14 protein-coding genes are annotated in these 16,886 nt (G+C 48.5%); all 14 read right to left on the reverse strand.

What is annotated here, in order from left to right:
* Window positions 1-18: 18 nt before the first annotated feature.
* Window positions 19-4,617 carry an RHS repeat-associated core domain-containing protein gene (locus BZG80_RS04675; RefSeq protein WP_077678851.1) on the reverse strand — a complete coding sequence of 1,533 codons (4,599 nt, stop codon included), beginning with the start codon at window positions 4,615-4,617 and terminating at the stop codon, window positions 19-21.
* Window positions 4,614-5,513: a DUF4123 domain-containing protein gene (locus BZG80_RS04680; RefSeq protein WP_077678852.1), complete on the reverse strand. Its 900-nt coding sequence runs from the start codon at window positions 5,511-5,513 to the stop codon at window positions 4,614-4,616. The genes BZG80_RS04675 and BZG80_RS04680 overlap by 4 nt, the downstream gene beginning before the upstream one ends.
* Before the next feature lie 2 nt (window positions 5,514-5,515).
* Entirely contained in the window at window positions 5,516-6,475 is a 960-nt protein-coding gene (locus BZG80_RS04685) for a DUF4123 domain-containing protein (RefSeq protein ID WP_077678853.1), read from the reverse strand.
* Between the two features lie 29 nt (window positions 6,476-6,504).
* Window positions 6,505-7,440, reverse strand: coding sequence for an ankyrin repeat domain-containing protein (locus BZG80_RS04690; RefSeq protein WP_241833849.1), 936 nt, complete (start codon window positions 7,438-7,440; stop codon window positions 6,505-6,507).
* Between the two features lie 14 nt (window positions 7,441-7,454).
* Window positions 7,455-8,378: an ankyrin repeat domain-containing protein gene (locus tag BZG80_RS04695; RefSeq protein ID WP_241833850.1), complete on the reverse strand. Its 924-nt coding sequence runs from the start codon at window positions 8,376-8,378 to the stop codon at window positions 7,455-7,457.
* A gap of 14 nt (window positions 8,379-8,392) precedes the next feature.
* On the reverse strand, window positions 8,393-9,328 hold the full coding sequence (locus BZG80_RS04700) for an ankyrin repeat domain-containing protein (RefSeq protein WP_241833851.1): 936 nt from the start codon (window positions 9,326-9,328) through the stop codon (window positions 8,393-8,395).
* Between the two features lie 14 nt (window positions 9,329-9,342).
* Entirely contained in the window at window positions 9,343-10,005 is a 663-nt protein-coding gene (locus BZG80_RS04705) for an ankyrin repeat domain-containing protein (RefSeq protein ID WP_241833852.1), read from the reverse strand.
* The gene (locus BZG80_RS04710) at window positions 9,983-10,477 is read right to left on the reverse strand and encodes a hypothetical protein (protein WP_198532919.1); all 495 of its coding nucleotides are present in this window, start codon (window positions 10,475-10,477) and stop codon (window positions 9,983-9,985) included. The genes BZG80_RS04705 and BZG80_RS04710 overlap by 23 nt, the downstream gene beginning before the upstream one ends.
* Window positions 10,478-10,491: 14 nt before the next feature.
* Window positions 10,492-11,022, reverse strand: a complete 531-nt coding sequence (locus BZG80_RS16060) for a hypothetical protein (protein ID WP_241833853.1) — start codon at window positions 11,020-11,022, stop codon at window positions 10,492-10,494.
* 19 nt (window positions 11,023-11,041) lie between these two features.
* Window positions 11,042-11,416 (reverse strand): hypothetical protein, encoded by a 375-nt coding sequence (locus BZG80_RS16065; protein ID WP_241833854.1) that lies wholly within the window; start codon window positions 11,414-11,416, stop codon window positions 11,042-11,044.
* 14 nt (window positions 11,417-11,430) lie between these two features.
* Entirely contained in the window at window positions 11,431-12,351 is a 921-nt protein-coding gene (locus BZG80_RS04720; RefSeq protein WP_241833855.1) for an ankyrin repeat domain-containing protein, read from the reverse strand.
* A 14-nt stretch (window positions 12,352-12,365) separates the two neighbouring features.
* The gene (locus BZG80_RS04725; protein ID WP_077678881.1) at window positions 12,366-13,229 is read right to left on the reverse strand and encodes an ankyrin repeat domain-containing protein; all 864 of its coding nucleotides are present in this window, start codon (window positions 13,227-13,229) and stop codon (window positions 12,366-12,368) included.
* Between the two features lie 78 nt (window positions 13,230-13,307).
* The gene (locus BZG80_RS04730; protein WP_241833857.1) at window positions 13,308-14,813 is read right to left on the reverse strand and encodes a PAAR domain-containing protein; all 1,506 of its coding nucleotides are present in this window, start codon (window positions 14,811-14,813) and stop codon (window positions 13,308-13,310) included.
* Window positions 14,813-16,867: a type VI secretion system Vgr family protein gene (locus BZG80_RS04735; RefSeq protein ID WP_241833858.1), complete on the reverse strand. Its 2,055-nt coding sequence runs from the start codon at window positions 16,865-16,867 to the stop codon at window positions 14,813-14,815. Before BZG80_RS04735 ends, BZG80_RS04730 begins: the two co-directional genes overlap by 1 nt.
* Window positions 16,868-16,886 lie beyond the last annotated feature (19 nt).

Consider the following 16,886-nt stretch of genomic DNA (forward strand, 5'->3'; position numbering starts at 1 on the left):
CCTTTAAATCAACTTTATCTACCATAGGTTTCTGGTTGTTTGGTACACCCCCTTTAAATCAACTTTATCTACCATAGGTTTCTGGTTGTTTGGTACACCCGCATCCCTCTTAGCCTGCCTAAATGCCTCTTTGCGGCTTTCAGCTTCATATACGGTTTTTTTGCTTTTTGGGTCACAACCAGAAGGCGCCAACCCCAACGGATCTACCCACTCTAGTGGGTTGGCAACATACGCCTGCGGCCTTAACCCGCCCGCAAACCCTATTGGGTCGGGGCTAAGATACTGGCCACTGTCTGCATCGTAATAACGGTTTACGTTATAGTAAAGGCCCGATTCTGGGTCTTCGAGTTGCCCTTGGTAGCGAAGGTCACACTGTATACTGTCGTTGGCCGCTTCTTCGCGTCGTTGCCAGTGCCGTTGTGATTGCCCATGGTAATGGCCCCACAGCGCTTGCTCTCCCCGCCAGACAATATCACCTTGTTCATTACACAGCTCTTGCGGTGTGCCCGCATGGTCGGTCACGATGTAATGCAGCTCGCTGCCTTGGTCATGGTGGGTCACTTGCGCCATCGGGCGGAAGCTGCCGGGCTCGTAGAGGTATTCGGTTTGTTGCAACACCTGCCCATCAGCCGTGGCCTGTTGCTGCTGCACAATGTGCGCGCCGTCCCACAGGTAGTGAGTCTGTGTGTCGCTGTGCGCACATTCTTTGGCGATACGTCGTCCAAACGGGTCGTAGCGGTAGCGATACCGCGTGCCGTTGGGCAGTTCAATGTGGGTTAAGCGGTCATCCGCGTTCCAGCTAAACCGCGTCACCTGTGGCCGGTAGCCCGTTTTGTTCTCGGTCTTTTCAATCACGCGGCCGCAGGCATCATAGCGATAGCGAAAACGGCCGGTTTCTAATACACGCCCTGCACGGTCATGGCGGCGTTTTTGGCGTTGCACCCGCGCATCGGCCAGCGACACGACGTGTTGCTGTTGGCTGTATTCGGTCGCAAACCCCGTCTCATTGAGGTTCAGTTCGCTGTCGTAACCAAACAGGTGCACAAATCGTCCGTTAGGTTGCGAGGCTTTTTGTTGTCGTGCCCCAACCACTTGACCATTAGGGTTTAACGTAAACCGATGACTGCCACGGTGGTTATCATCGATTCCAATTAAGCGGTCAAGGGCGTCGTAGTGGTAACGCCGCAACGGGTCTTGGTGTTGGCCCAGCCCTTGTTGTGTCAGTAGGCCTCGCTCACTCCATTGATGGGTTAAACGAAAACCTTGTTGGTTACCTCGCTGTTGCTCTTGCCCTTGTGGGGTATAAGCAAAATCAAGCGGCTGGTGAGCACCGATTTGAACCTGTGTCAGCTGATGATGGTGCCAGTCATACTGGCGCGCGGTTTCGGTGCCTTTGGCCTCTATACGGCGTCCCGCTTCATCGTACTGATAGGCCAGTGTGGTGCCATTAAGGGTTTCTTCCACCAATAACCCTGCTGGGCTATAGCGTAGCCCTACCCATGCGTCACCATTTTCGGCGTAGGTCAGGCGCGAGGCCGCGTCGTATTCATACCAGGTTTGCCCCGCTGGTGCGCCCAACGCATCGAAGGTGTGGATGTGGCTAACCCGACCCCCTTGGTCGTAGTCGTATTGCTGTTGATAGCCATCAGGTTTGGTGTGACGACTCAGCCGCCCTGCTGCGTCGTACTCGTACTGCTCAACGCGCTTATCATAGTGCTGCTGGCTAACTACACGCCCTTGTTTATCAAAGGTGTAGCGCCAGTCATGACCTTGACTGTTGGTGACCCCGGCAAACTCTGCTTCGGCATTGTAGTGGTAGCGAGTCACCGCCCCGAGAGGGTCAATCGCCTGTGACAATAAGTCAAACGCATCGTAATCGAACGACTGGCTATGCCCCAGCGCATCGGTGACTTTAATCAGATTGCCTTCAATGTCGTATTCAAAGTAAGCGGCAGTGCCATCTTCGTAACAAACGCTGCTTGGGGTGAGGCTATCGTTTTGGTAGTGCCACGTCCGGACCAAGTTATTGTCACTGATGCGTCGACATAGCCGCCCTTGGCGATCGTATTCAAACCGCATCCCCATGCCCACTTGGGGCGCTACGCGGGCCAATAACCCGAGTTCATTGTAGGTATAGCGCGTGGTGGTGCCATCGGGCTCCGTCAGGCTTTCTCGGTGCCCTTCTGGGGTATAAGTCAGCGTGGTTTCTCGCCCTTCTGGGTCGGTTGCGGCAATCACATCCCCTTGTGGGTTGTATTGATACGTCCATGTCGCACCTTCAGGGTCGGTATAACCGAGTAGATGACCTTCCTCGCTATATTGATAAGCATGCACCGCCCCATCCGGCAGCATCACGTCGGTTACATTCCCCCAATCATCATAGACATAGAAGGTTGTCTCACCCAATGCATTGGTTTGGCTAATCAGGTTGTCGTTATCCCACGCTTGAGTGATGGTGCTACCATCGGGCGCCACGGTTTTCACCACGCGGTTGCGTTCGTCTAAGTGGTAAGCGGTAATGCCACCAAACGCATTTTTGTAGTAATGGATCCGCTGCTCGTCGTCGTAGCGGATGTGGTCGTTCCAGTAGTCTCCCGCACAACGTGTCGCAAGGGCTCGGCCTTGCTTATCGTAATCATGCTCAACCCAGGTCTTAGCCTTATCTTGCCAACGAATAAGGTGGCCGGCTTGATTGTATTGGTAGTCAAAATTCCGCCCCGCTTCCGCGCGCACCGAGAGCAAAAAGCCCTGGTCGTCATAATAATACTGCGCCAATTCACGGATCACCGTTTTGTCGCGCTCACACAAGGTTAAGGCGGTAATGCGGTTACGCTCAGTGGCAACCTTGATTAAGCGCTGATCTGTTAATACCACCCACTTTAATGTGGCGTGCTGATAAACAAACTGGGTGTTGTTGCCGTAGCTATCTTGGATTTTGGTGACTTTGAGTACGCTGCCCGCGGCAAAACCAAAGTGATAACTCATCCCGGCTTTGTGCTTGAGTACCAAGTGCCCAGATGGGTCTCGGTGTAAGCGCCAATCAGGCTTCATCGCCGATTGGGTTGGCGTCGCGGTAAATGGGAGCGGGAAGCGTGCTTGGGTATAGTCTTTGTCTATCCATAACGCCGTGTCGCCTTCAATGGTCAGACTGATATCCCAACTGCTTCGCCATAGTCGACCCATCAGGCCAGTGTGACGCTCTCCGCGTGAGTGATAGTAGCGCTCGTGTGACACAGGCAAGTGAGCCGCAACGGTAAAGTCTTCCCGTAGCTCAAAGGCTTTACCCGTTTGCATGTCAACAGGTTCGCCCTCTTCCTTGCAAGTGTTTGTTTTGCTGCATGTGTCACCATCCGCTTGAGCCTGATTGGCTTTACGATTAGCCTTGTCTTGATTTTTTTGATGAGGGTCTGCCTTGCCTGCGTTGGTGTTTTCTGGCGCCTCAAGGGTCTTTTTAGGGTGCGCGGTGCCAGGCTTAACCGTAATAATTTTGCCCTTGAACTCATCAAATTTTCCTTTAATCCAATCGAGCATGTCATCGATTTTTTGAAGCAAGGATTTCAAGCCATCAATCATTCCGAGGATGGCATCGGACGCGAGACGCAGGATCCAGCTACCGCTTTGCATCACCACTTTTTCTAAGCCAAAAATGGTTTTGTTGATTAACTCTTTCGCTTCCTTGGCGCAACTTTTAAGCGTTTTATCAAAATCAGCCAAATACTTGACGAGATTGCCATTCGACAAGCTTCGGATGATTTTCATCGCCAGTTGAATTGCCCGAGAATCAGCTTTTTTGAGGGCATCTAAAATGGCACAGCCGGTTTTTTTCGCCGCATCCCCTAACCCAGGCACGAAACCGATGGCAATCAAGGTTCCCTCGGCCCAATGCCAGTTATCTAGTGATTCTTGCTCGTAAGTCCGCCAGCTCCAATCGCCCAAATCATATAAATCAATGGCCTGTCCGACCACAGGGACGCAACCTAACGCGATTTCAACAAATAACAATAAGGCTGGATTATCTTGCGCCATACCTGCCGTCTCACCGGCTAGGCTGCTATACATTTTTTGAACCGCTTCTTTTTGCTTGCGTGTCCCTTGGTTTATTTGATGGTGAAGAACCCAAAACCGCTCATAAGCCGGTTCATAGTCATCGGGGATCCACTTTGTCCAGCTTCGATCAACGTCAATGCTATCCGCCGAGCTGTCATCTGCATCGTAAAACAGATAGCCTTTGCGGTTTAAAAGGGTATAGAGGGCAAAATATTCGCCAGCCAGTGCCGCGTATTCCGGCGAGTCTTGCAGGACGGGGTTGTTCTCCAGCACTTCTTCTGGCTCGAACTCATCGTCGCCCTCTTGTAGCAAAATCTCATAGCCCCCACACCCCATGTTCTGGATCTTGCACAGCCCCTGATCGTCGGTTTTCCCTTCAATTTGCGTTTTTTTGCTATCAGTCAACACAAAGGGGGCATTGGGCACGGGCTTATCATCGTCGTAATGGTAACGAATAAACGTTTCACAGGCACACTCGACGCAGCCGCCTTCTAATACGTTGTCTGTTGAAAAGTTTTGTTGGGCGGCCTGTGAACTCGAGAGCAAAGCGGCCTTTGCATTACTGCTCATGACGACGAAGATTCCTTATCTAGTAGAATTAAAGCTTGCTCAAATAGACGATCCATAGGCGTTTTTTGCCCATCGATAATGGGTCGGGTAATGATCTTCTGTGCCCACGCCTCTTGATAGAAGGTATCGCCTAGCTCGATTTTTAAGCTAAGAAAACGAACAATATCTTGCTGTTGCTGAAACCCGTTGGCGCTTGCTTCGCTCACACCGGTTTCAATGAATTGCGTCCATTGCGTCTCTGACCATGCCTGTGTGCGCTCATGGTGGGTCTGTAGATGGGTTTTGTAGGCTTGATACTGCTTTGGCAGTGATAGATTCAAGAGAGCGGCATATTGCGCCTCGCTCAGCGCACGCGGCAAGGGCGGACAGGTGGCCTTTTCTGCCGCTTCTGGACGCAAGGGGAGGGTTTCTCCCTCGGTATCATTAAGTGTACCGAACAGCGCATATTTAAACGGTCCGCTTAATGCCTGCTTTTCTGTGTCTGATGAGGCCTTCCATAACGCTTGAAACACCTGCCTATCGAACAATCGCAGCAACACGGTTTGTTGATAGGTATCTTTAACCTGTATCCACGTTTGCCAAAAACGCTTCGCACGAATGAAGAGGCTCTCTTCATCTTGGTTGATAAGCGGATCATCAAACACAAAGGCGATGCCCCAGTTCGGCTGCTCTTCACTCAGCGCTATAAGCCAGTCGATGCTGGGATTGACCAGCAAGTAAGGCGATAGCGAATGGTGGATCTCGCCCATTTCGCCCCAATACAACCGATGGGTCGCGAGTGCGTCGTCATCGATCGCTTGGAAAACTTGCGGACATACAGCGGCATCAACCACCGCGCAAAACGGTGCTGATAACCGATTGATTAGTGCATTCTCGGACGCTTGATTAGGCATCATATTTACTCTGTGATCAGTGTGGCGCGGCCTTCAATGCCTAACCATCCGCGGGTGGTATATTTTGTTTTGAGCAACTCATCGCCTTTGTGCTTGTTATAAAACACAGTAATGGCTTTTTTTATCGAGAAAATAGCCAGTAAACGCTCAAACTCCGGGTGCTGATAAAATTTATCGCCTAGGTAAAAACGCGTATATGCGAATGTTTCCCACTCATTTCGTGTCGCATTGGGATATTTTTCACTGGCAATATGCAGGCCTTCGATAAAGCAGTTTCTAACGTTTTGCCTTTTCAGTAACCATGCGTAATTAGGGGCTAAGTCAGAGTGAACAGCCGTAATTAGCTCTTCAACTCTTTCTGGCCAGAAGAAGATATCGTGCTGTTCAGACGTTAAGACGATGGGCGACGACAAAGCGTCTTGTGGCGCCCAAGGCGAACCCGTTTCCTCGTCCCAACATGGTAGAAGCATCGGCTTGTCATCAATCACATCCGGCATATAGAGTGCCTCATGCGCCCCTATAAATGCGCCTCTCTGACCATCGGTGAGAACGTCAAAAAGTTCTAGCAACACACTGGTGTCGTAGAAGCGCAGCATTCGGGATGTGCCTGACTTATCGATAATACTCACCCATTGTTGCCAGTGAGAATGAAGCGAAGCCATCGAGCCATTGTAAACGCCAACAAGACCGGTATTTGGGAAGCGTTGGGTATAATCATGGATCCAATAAAGTAGTGTTTCTCCGGGCTTGCCTTCTTTGATCTCAATGATGAGTGGTGAGGCATCCATAAGGTGTGCATACTCTGTACCCTGATAAAGATACTCCCACGCCACATCGTTGCCAGACACCATCGCTTCCCAGAATGTTCTAGCTTCGGGATTTTGCACAGCATCAAAAATAAAATAAAACAGTTTATCTTTTGATTGTGACAATACTTCAAAGGGTGTTTTATGCGTATCTACCATATAAAATGCCTAACTGACTCTGTTAATATTTATAATTTGGCGTCAATGCCATAACGCTCTCGCAGTATCTTTTCATCCTGCCGTTTAGATGCGTCTGATTGCGGTTTTAGATAAGGATGCGTCCCTTCCTCTTCACACTCTTCGCGAGGGCGATAGCCTCTTGGCTTAACACAGTACACAATATTGTTTCTAAAACGCTCTCCATATGGTGTCAAAGCGGGAAACTGTACACCGAGCGCAATCATCTTTTGCTGAATGTTCTGCATTTTTTGATACGCGTCGATGGATTTATCCATGCTATCTAGTGACTGTTGAACCGAATAGGCTGCACTCAGTCCACCATTGTCTATCACAAAAGGATCGGCACCGCTCTCCAAGAGATAAAGCACTTCATCCATGTTTACTCTGATGAAATCTAATAGCGGTGTTTTTCCTACACCGGTTCTGGCATTTACATCCGCGCCAAACTCAACCAATAATTTCAGCGCGTCGTTGTCTTCTAGGTCCGGCACATCAAAAATTAGCGTACCACTGCCTCTCTTTATTTCGGTATCCATACCAGCTTCCAACATTGCTCTTAGTGGCTCTGTGGTTTTAAGCCTCATTGCTAAATGCGCTACCGTTTCTGAAACATCCGTATCGGCTATCACGGCGTCATCAATTTTGGCGGCAGGGTCGGCCCCTAGCGCCATCAGCATATTGATGGCTGGAACATTGGTATCAGCGACAGCAAAGGCTAATAGAGTGAAATGCTCGTTGCCTGGCGCATCAATATCTGGCAGTTTTTCCGCTAACGCTTTCGCTTTATCGATATCACGGGCTTTCATCGCCTCGGCTACGGCCAACAATTCCCCCTCAAAAAAGACCTCTGGATAGGGTTTACTGCGGAATAGATTAAAAGCGCCGGCTTTTGCTACCCAGAGCAAAAACACAATCCCTATTCCGATGGCTGTGACCTTTAACACCTTATAGGCCTCGCTTATAGATTGGCGTCGATGCCATAACGCTCTCGCAGTATCTTTTCATCCGCTCGTTTGGATACGTCTGATTGCGGTGCTAGAAATTCATTTTCACCCACAAGCTTACACTCGCTACGTGTTAAATAGCCCTCAGGGTCGTCACACCACACAATATCGAGTCGATAACGCTCTCCATAGGGCGTTAAAGCGGGAAACTTTACACCGAGCGCAATCATCTTTTGCTGAATRTTCAGCATTTTTTGATACGCTTCGGTGGATTGATCCATACTGTTCAACTCTTCCTGTACCGAGTAAGCCACTGTCATCCCCGAGTTATTCATCACAAAGGGATCCGCGCCGTTCTCCAAGAGATAGAGCGCTTCATCAAACATAACGCTAATGAACTTGAATAGGACCGTTTCCCCGAGACTATTTCTGGCATTCACATCCGCGCCAAATTCAACCAACAGTTTCAGTGCATCATTGTCTTCTAGGTCTGGCACATCAAAAATCAGCGTCTCACCATATTCATCGGTCAAATTCGGATCCATTCCCGCTTCCAACATCGCTTTAAGTGCATCTGTCGTTTTGCGCCACATGGCAAAGTAAGCAACAGACTGTGCCTCCTCGCCTTCACCGAATTTGGTGGCAGGGTCGGCCCCTAGCGCCATCAACATTTTGATGGCTGGAATATTGGTATCAGCGACGGCAAACGCTAACAGGGTAAAACTCTCGTTGCCTGGCGCATCAATCTCTGGCAGTTTTTCCGCCAATGCTTTCGCCCTATCGATATCACGGGCTTTCATCGCCTCGGCTACGGCCAACAATTCCCCCTCAAAAAAGACCTCTGGATAGGGTTTACTGCGGAATAGATTAAAAGCACTGGCTTTTGCTACCCAGAGCAAAAGCACAATCCCTATTCCGATGGCTATTACCTTTAACACCTTATAGGCCTCGCTTATAGATTGGCGTCAATGCCATAACGCTCTCGCAGTATCTTTTCATCCGCTCGTTTAGATGCGTCTGATTGCGGTGCTAGAAATTCATTTTCACCCACAAGCTTACACTCGCTGCGTGTTAAATAGCCCTCAGGGTCGTCACACCACACAATATCGAGTCGATAACGCTCTCCATATGGCGTTAAAGCAGGAAACTGTACACCGAGCGCAATCATCTTCTGCTGAATGTTCAGCATTTTTTGATACGCTTCGCTGGATTTATCCATACTATCTAGTGACTGTTGAACCGAATAGGCTGCACTCAGTCCACCATTGTCTATCACAAAAGGATCGGCACCGTTCTCCAAGAGATAAAGCACTTCATCCATGTTTACTCTGATGAAATCTAATAGCGGTGTTTTTCCTACACCGGTTCTGGCATTTACATCCGCGCCAAACTCAACCAATAATTTCAGCGCGTCGTTGTCTTCTAGGTCCGGCACATCAAAAATCAGCGTACCACTGCCTCTCTTTATTTCGGTATCCATACCAGCTTCCAACATTGCTCTTAGTGGCTCTGTGGTTTTAAGCCTCATTGCCAAATGCGCCACTGTTTCTGAAACATCCGTACCGGCTATCACGGCGTCATCAATTTTGGCGGCAGGGTCGGCTCCTAGCGCCATCAACATTTTGATGGCTGGAATATTGGTATCAGCGACGGCAAAGGCTAATAGAGTAAAATGGTCATTACCGTGAGCATCAATATCTGGCAGTTTTTCCGCCAATGCTTTCGCCCTATCGATATCATGGGCTTTAATCGCCTCGGCAACGGCCAATAATTCCCCCTCAAAAAATACCTCTGGATAGGGTTTACTGCGGAATAGGTTAAAAGCACCGGCTTTTACTACCCAGAGCAAAAGCACAATCCCTATTCCGATGGCTATTACCTTTAACACCTTATAGGCCTCGCTTATAGATTGGCGTCAATGCCATAACGCTCTCGCAGTATCTTTTCATCCTGCTTTTTGGATGCGTCTGATTGCGGTTCTAGATAAGGATGCGTCCCTTCCTCTTCACACTCTTCGCGAGGGCAATAGCCTCTTGGCTTAACACAGTACACAATATTGTTTCTAAAACGCTCTCCGTATGGCGTCAAAGCGGGAAACTTTACACCGAGATCAATCATCTTCTGCTGAATGTTCAGCATTTTTTGATACGCTTCGGTGGATTGATCCATACTGTTCAACTCTTCCTGTACCGAGTAAGCCACTGTCATCCCCGAGTTATTCATCACAAAGGGGTCCGCACCGTTCTCTAAGAGATAGAGCGCTTCATCAAACATCACATTAATAAATCTAAATAAAGCTGTTTTACCAAGACCATCCCTAGCATTCACATCGGCGCCAAACTCAACCAACAGCTTCAGTGCGTCATTATCTTCTAGGTCCGGTACATCAAAAATCAGCGTACCACTGCCTCTCTTTATTTCGGTATCCATGCCTGCTTCCAACATCGCTCTTAGTGGCTCTGTGGTTTTAAGCCTCATCGCTAAATGCGCCACCGTTTCTGAAACATCCGTACCGGCTATCACGGCGTCATCAATTTTGGAATCAGCGTACCACTGCCTCGTCATTATCTTCTAGGTCCGGTACATCAAAAATCAGCGTACCACTGCCTCTCTTTATTTCGGTATCCATGCCTGCTTCCAACATCGCTCTTAGTGGCTCTGTGGTTTTAAGCCTCATCGCTAAATGCGCCACCGTTTCTGAAACATCCGTACCGGCTATCACGGCGTCATCAATTTTGGCGGCAGGGTCGGCCCCTAGCACCATCAGCATATTGATGGCTGGAATATTGGTATCAGCGACAGCAAAGGCTAATAGAGTAAAATGATCATTACCGTGAGCATCAATATCTGGCAGTTTTTCCGCCAATGCTTTCGCCCTATCGATATCATGGGCTTTAATCGCCTCAGCAACGGCTAATAATTCCCCCTCAAAAAAGACCTCTGGATAGGGTTTACTGCGGAATAGATTAAAAGCGCCGGCTTTTGCTACCCAGAGCAAAAGCACAATCCCTATTCCGATGGCTATTACCTTTAACACCTTATAGGCCTCGCTTATAGATTGGCGTCAATGCCATAACGCTCTCGCAGTATCTTTTCATCCTGCTTTTTAGATGCGTCGGATTGCGGTTCTAGATAAGGATGCGTACCTTCCTCTTCACACTCTTCGCGAGGGCGATAGCCTCTTGGCTTAACACAGTACACAATATTGTTTCTAAAACGCTCTCCGTATGGCGTCAAAGCGGGAAACTTTACACCGAGCGCAATCATCTTCTGCTGAATGTTCAGCATTTTTTGATACGCTTCGGTGGATTGATCCATACTGTTCAACTCTTCCTGTACCGAGTAAGCCGCTGTCATCCCCGAGTTATTCATCACAAAGGGGTCCGCACCGTTCTCTAAGAGATAGAGCGCTTCATCAAACATCACATTAATAAATTTAAACAAAGCTGTTTTACCAAGCTCCCCCCTAGCATTCACATCCGCGCCAAATTCAACCAACAGTTTCAGTGCATCATTGTCTTCTAGGTCTGGCACATCAAAAATCAGCGTCTCACCATATTCATCGGTTAAATTCGGATCCATTCCCGCTTCCAACATCGCTTTAAGTGCATCTGTCGTTTTGCGCCACATGGCAAAGTAAGCAACAGACTGTGCCCCCCTCGCCTTCACCGAATTTGGTGGCAGGGTCGGCCCCCAGCGCCATCAACATTTTGATAGCTGAAATATTGGTATCAGCCACCGCAAAGGCTAATAGAGTGAAATGCTCGTTGCCTGGCGCATCAATCTCTGGCAGTTTTTCCGCCAATGCTTTCGCCCTATCGATATCATGGGCTTTAATCGCCTCGGCAACGGCCAATAATTCTCCCTCAAAAAAGACCTCTGGATAGGGTTTACTGCGGAATAGATTAAAAGCGCCGGCTTTTGCTACCCAGAGCAAAAGCACAATCCCTATTCCGATGGCTGTTACCTTTAACACCTTATAGGCCTCGCTTATAATTTGGCGTCAATGCCATAACGCTCTCGCAGTATCTTTTCATCCTGCCGTTTGGACGTCTCGGTTTGAGGCTTTAAAAAGCGATTTACGCCCTCAATCTTGCATTCGATGCGAGGCCGATAACCCTTAGGCTCTTTACAATATACGATGTCATTACGGAAACGCTCGCCATAAGGACTAAGTGCAGGAAACTCCACACCAAGCTCTTTCATTTTTTTTTGAATAGTTAGCAGTTTTTGGTAGGCTTCCGACCCACTATTCGTATTATTTAGGCGATTTTGTACAGAGTAAGCCAATGTCACACCAGATTTATCCATTGCAAATGGGTCGGCACCATTATCTAAAAGGTAGATAGCTTCATCAAAACTAGTTAATACAAAATTGAACATAGGTGTTTGACGGAGACGGTCCATTACATTCACATCTACTCCAAACTCTATAAGGAGCTTGAGTGAGTCATTGTCTCTTAGTTCAGGAGCTTTATATATCAAAGTTCTATCATCTTCTCGCTGATCGGGATCCATTCCTGACTCGAGTAAAGCCCTTAAAGCATCCGTACTACGATTCCACATTGAAAATGAACCAACTGTCCCTTTATCTCTTTGATTACCTATTTGATGAGCAGGATCAGCTCCAAGATCCATTAACATACGGATCGCCTCAACATTTGAATCTGCAACCGAAAATGCTAATAGCGTGAAGTTTTCTAGCCCAGCCTCATCGATATTGGTTAGGTTTTTTGCAAGCTCTTTAGCTTTATCAATATCGTGCTCCTTTATGGCTTTAGCAACAGTTAACAATTCCCCCTCAAAAAAAACCTCTGGATAGGGTTTACTGCGGAATAGGTTAAAAGCACCGGCTTTTACTACCCAGAGCAAAAGCACAATCCCTATTCCGATGGCTGTTACCTTTAACACCTTATAGGCCTCGCTTATAGATTGGCGTCGATGCCATAACGCTCTCGCAGTATCTTTTCATCCTGCCGTTTGGATGCGTCTGATTGCGGTGCTAGAAATTCATTTTCACCCACAAGCTTACACTCGCTACGTGTTAAATAGCCCTCAGGGTCGTTACACCACACAATATCGAGTCGATAACGCTCTCCATAGGGCGTCAAAGCGGGAAACTGTACGCCAAGCTCAATCATCTTCTGCTGAATGTTCAGCATTTTTTGATACGCCTCGCTGGATTTATCCATGCGTTGCAAACGACTCTGAACTACGAAAGCGGCAGTTACTCCGGAGTGATCCATCACAAAGGGATCAGCCCCGTTCTCCAAAAGATAGAGTGCCTCATCAAACATCACCCGTATAAATCTGAATAAAATCGTTTCTCCGAGACTATCTTTAGCATTCACGTCCGCGCCAAACTCAACCAACAGGTTCAGTGCGTCATTATCTTCTAGGTCCGGTACATCAAAAATCAGCGTACCACTGCCTCTCTTTATTTCGGTATCCATGCCAGCTTCCAACATCGCTTTGAGTGGCTCTGTGGTTTTAAGCCTCATTGCCAAATGCGCCACCGTTTCTGAAACATCCGTACCGGCTATCACGGCGTCATCAATTTTGGCGGCAGGGTCGGCCCCCAGCGCCATCAGCATCTTGATAGCTGGAATATTGGTATCAGCGACAGCAAAGGCTAATAGAGTAAAATGGTCATTACCGTGAGCATCAATATCTGGCAGTTTTTCCGCCAATGCTTTCGCTTTATCGATATCATGGGCTTTCATCGCCTCGGCAACGGCCAATAATTCTCCCTCAAAGAAGACCTCTGGATAGGGTTTACTGCGGAACATATTTAATACTCCTGCTTTTGCGGTAACTGACAGCACAATACCTGCCAAGATAATTAAAATAATGTATTTCATCGCGGTTTAAACCTGCTTGGCTAGCGTGTGTAAATCATCGACTTTACGATCTTCGATAGCTTCGCGCATCATATCCATACCATGTAAATTGATTCGCTCTTTTAGCGTAACGTCGGTATCTTCTTCTATCGCTACGTTAGTACCAAGAGCCGCGTCAGCGCTTTTCGCCTGAGCTGTTAATGATTTCGGCTTGGAAAAGGTTTGGGTGGTATTACCAACCGCGCTGGGTAAACGCCTTAAAACGGGCATCTCTTCTTGCGCATGGGTGAGCACCTCACCCTCTATTCGATAGCGCGTGATATTCTCATCACTGCCTTGTTGTGCTGTGGGCACCCCATATCGCTCAACGGTCTTCTTATGCAATCCAGCACTGTTAAAGGTGGTGGCAGGAAAATTACCGGCTTTCGAGGCCGCAGAGGCTAAACCTCCTCCTAATGAGTGACCCGCAATCTCTACAGACTTTTGACTGTCGGTAATTTTTGAACCAATGTCTACGGCTTGTTTATAGTATTTTGACCTTCCCAAAAGAGCTTGGGGGATATTACCTTTGGTCCAGTCTCCCGTCGCTTCTGTGCCTCGAAAAGCCAGTACTGGCTTCGCCTCTGGTCCAAATACGTCAGGATCCGGTATATATACTTGTGCACGAAAGTTTGTTTTATCGACTTTATAATCTTTAGGATTAATGCCTAACTTTTTAAGCTGTTTTTCGTTCGCCCGCGCCCAACCTGAATCATTATCAAAATCCTCGGCAAGCTGCTTGCGTCTGTCATCTAGATCATCAACAGGCTTATCTAACGTATAGATATGTTCACTGAGCATCGCTTTTTCAGCCGCGTCCATATCTTGCGTAAATCGTTCAGCAACGTCTGGCTCTTTCTCGCTGGCACGCTCAGTGATCGCTTCTCGAGCTTTGCGCCGCTTGGCTTTGGTGGTGCCTTTTTCTAACACATACAGCATTTGTTCGGGTGAGCCGCCACTTTTTACCAACGACGATAAGTCTTGACCGAGAGGTGGTAATTCCTCGGGTAGCGTTTGCGTGATGGAGCCCTTGAGCTGCTGCTCAGCCACAGACTTAAAGTAGCCAGGACTATAAATCGGTTTTGACCACAGTGCTTCAACCGGGTTGACCAAAGGCAAGATCCGCAAGAAAGGCGCATTGCTTTTAGCCGCCCCCTCACCACAATCATGTGATGGTGACTGGTAAGGCGTCTCACCAATAAACACATCGCCTGAACCCGCTGCGACCTGACCGCCACAACCAATGGCATCGCCGACCCGTGAGGCCGGCTTTCCGTTGATGGAAACATTCGACGATCCTGCACTAATGCTACGCCCATGAATACCATGCGGCATATTCGGGCAAGGGCAAGCATGAAGCAGTACAGGGTCACCTTTACGTGCTGCTGGCTTGCCATTGATTGACACATCAGGGCTACCGCTAATAATGGGGGTGGCAGGGAAGCAACCATGCCCTGCCGCACTGTCTCCGAGTCTTCCAGCACTTGGCATCATTACCCCCGTCGGTCCGGATCATCAGGCTGCTGAGGCTTATCTGTCTCATCAGGCTGAACCATAGTAGGTGCCGTGCCTTTACCGGGAGAGCCGCCTTCATTGATCTTGACTTTGGTGCCAGAGATAGTGATCCCGCCGCCGTCAATTTTGACAAAACCACCGGGGCCTTTAATCGTTAACTCATTACCAGCTTCCAGCACAATATCTTTGGCGGTTAAGTAGCTCTCATTACTGACTTTGGTCCGTTGGTTAGCGCCGATCTCTTTCTCTTCCGAGGCCGTGGCTTGTGTGACTATCCCACCTTCCACTTTGGTGATCATACCACCAGAGATAAAACGACTCAGTTTACCCAAGATACGCTGCACGAGGTTGCGGCCAATTTTCTGGTGATGATCTTGACCAAACTCCTCAACGACATTTTTGCCAACCATACGATGGCTATTTTCCGTCACAGATTGATAAGCGTTGCGCCCGACTTGACGGTGGCTATCCACTCCCACAAATTCGCGATGGATGTTTTCGGTGACAATATCTTGGTCTTTCTGCGCATGGATGTAGATTTGCTCGATGGACGCTTGGTCTTCAAAGCGGATTTCATTCGACCCTTCACCCTGGTGGGTTTGCGTTTTGATCACCGTGCGCGTTTTATGATTAGGGAGCAAATATGGTGGCACATTCGTCGCGTGATACGTGCGGCCGGTAATAATCGGCTGATCTGGATCGCCGTTAAGGAAAGACACGATCACTTCATGGCCAATCCGAGGGACCGCCATAAAGCCATATTGTGCGCCCGCCCAACCTTGGGACACGCGTATCCAACACGAGCTGTGCTCATCTTGTTTGCTTTCTCGATCCCACGGAAAGTGCACCTTCACTCTGCCGTACTCATCACAAAAGATTTCTTCGCCTTTCGGGCCGACCACTTCGCCAATCATAGGTCCATCAACTTGCGGCTTGGGCTGTGGGGTGGCACGCCATTGTCTTGTCGCAGGGATCACTTTGAAGTCGTTATGGTAGGTGGTTGCGCCGGTTCCGCCCTCTTCTTCCAGTGCCTGAGGCTGCTTACCAACATGCGACACACTGACTACCAACCAATCTCGGTTAGCCGGTTTGTGCAAATTTTCAATCAAGTCAAATTTCACACCCGCCTGGAGCGCAGGCACATGGCTTTGCCCCTGGGCGGTTGAGGCCTCGCGCCGCAAAAACTCGTTACGAATGCGGGTAAATGCTTTGCCACTTGGATCATTTTTGTAGCGGCCAGGCGCATCGAAATACTCGTAATCGGTGCGCTGATAACTGGTGCCATCCGCCTCGTGAGGCTGAAGAAAACTATAAGCCGGCTTTTTAAAGCTATAGTCCTTGAGGACGGTTTTGTTTGACTCACTCTGGTCACTGATATCGATGTGGCGAACATAAGGGTCGCTGTAAGTACCCCCTGCCCGGCTGTTGTGCTCAACGGGCTTAGTATATTTATCAATCAGCGATGAGTCGTCGTAGAAGTGGACAGTGTGCTTATCTTCTAGATGAGTAAAGTAATAGTTAATTCCTTCTTCAGCCGCTAAGCGATGCAAAAACGCTAAATCACTCTCTCTGTATTGCACACAGAATTCGCGCTCAGGTAAGTCTCGTTTCAATGAAAAATCAACATCAGTGATCCCCATCTCCGTTAACAGGGTTGAAATGATGTCTTTCACTGTCTGGTGTTGGAAAATACGGCTATTTCGACGTAATGATAAGCGCTCTAACGACGGCACCAAGATAAGAGAATAAAACGTGTGATGGTGACCAATCTCTTTGTGTGTGAAGCGGCGGACAATACCGTGTACGTACTGTACCGGCTCTTCATTTCGAAATACCGTTAGGAGCGCCTTTTTATCAACCGTTTGCTCGGCAGTAATACCCGATTGACGGCTGGCGAGCGAAATATCGTAGCGATAACCATACAAAGGCTGACCGCCTGCGTAGCTATCAGACACAGACTCATGCCCTTGATATTCACGCACAACAAAGGTGTCTTCTGATAAACCGTCTACAACCAGTGAAAATCTCAGCATTGCCATTATTAATGTCTAC

This window comes from Salinivibrio sp. MA440 (assembly GCF_001996265.1).
GTDB lineage: Bacteria > Pseudomonadota > Gammaproteobacteria > Enterobacterales > Vibrionaceae > Salinivibrio > Salinivibrio costicola.